Here is an 859-nt window from a genome sequence, read left to right as displayed (position 1 = left end):
CTAAGGCTGCGGATGTTTTTGCCATTTGCATTAATGAGATTAATGCTTCTTGCATTCTCGCACCGCCACTGGCGCTAAAGCACACAAGAGCACGATGCTCCTCGATACAACAATTCACTGCCTGAACAAACTTTTCGCCTACAACGGAGCCCATGGATCCGCCCATGAAATTAAATTCAAAAGCAGCAATCACTACATCAAGGCCTTGCAAGGAACCCTTGAATGTTAATAAGGCATCATCTTCATCGGTACTTTTTTGGGCAGCAGCTAATCGATCTTTATACTTTTTCGTGTCCTTAAACTTAAGCAAATCGTCAGGCTTTAAGTTTTCACTCAGCTCTTCATAACCTGGATCTAAAAATATCTCAGCACGACGACGCGCGTTCACTCTCAAATGGTGTGAACACTTAGGGCATACGTCTAGATTCTTAGACAACTCAGGCAAATAAAGTGCAGATCCACACTTAGGGCACTTCTTCCAAACACCTTCAGGAATATTCCCTCGAGTCTTGGATTCAGATCTAATTACACTAGGCTTAATTCGGTCTAGCCAACTGCTCATTTACTATTCCAACCTTAGGATAGATTAAGCGTCCATCGCTTGACGCATCGAAGACAGTACTGAGCCTAGTTTATCTTTTATAACCGACAAGTCTTCTTGATTTTCTTTAATCGTATTTACCAATACGCTTCCTACAATAACGCCGTCAGACACCTTAGCAACCGCACTTGCTGATTCAGCATCTGTAATACCAAACCCTACACCAACGGGAATATCTGCAATCGAACGAATGTTCGCAACTTTTTGAGCGACATCATCAGTGCTTAGTGCAGCAGATCCCGTTACACCCTTCACCGA

General features: G+C 43.2%; 2 protein-coding genes. Both read right to left on the bottom strand.

Features of this window, described 5'->3' with window-relative positions:
- A partial coding sequence (locus tag A3738_RS04660; protein ID WP_156503959.1) for an acetyl-CoA carboxylase carboxyltransferase subunit beta occupies positions 1-562 on the bottom strand: 562 nt, incomplete at its 3' end.
- A gap of 24 nt (positions 563-586) precedes the next feature.
- Positions 587-859: tryptophan synthase subunit alpha (locus tag A3738_RS04655; protein WP_197473592.1), on the bottom strand; the 273-nt coding region annotated here is incomplete at its 5' end.

It is taken from the genome of Oleiphilus sp. HI0066 (assembly GCF_001635725.1).
Note: the sequence above shows the minus strand (reverse complement) of the source record. Positions and strands in the feature narration are given on the sequence as shown.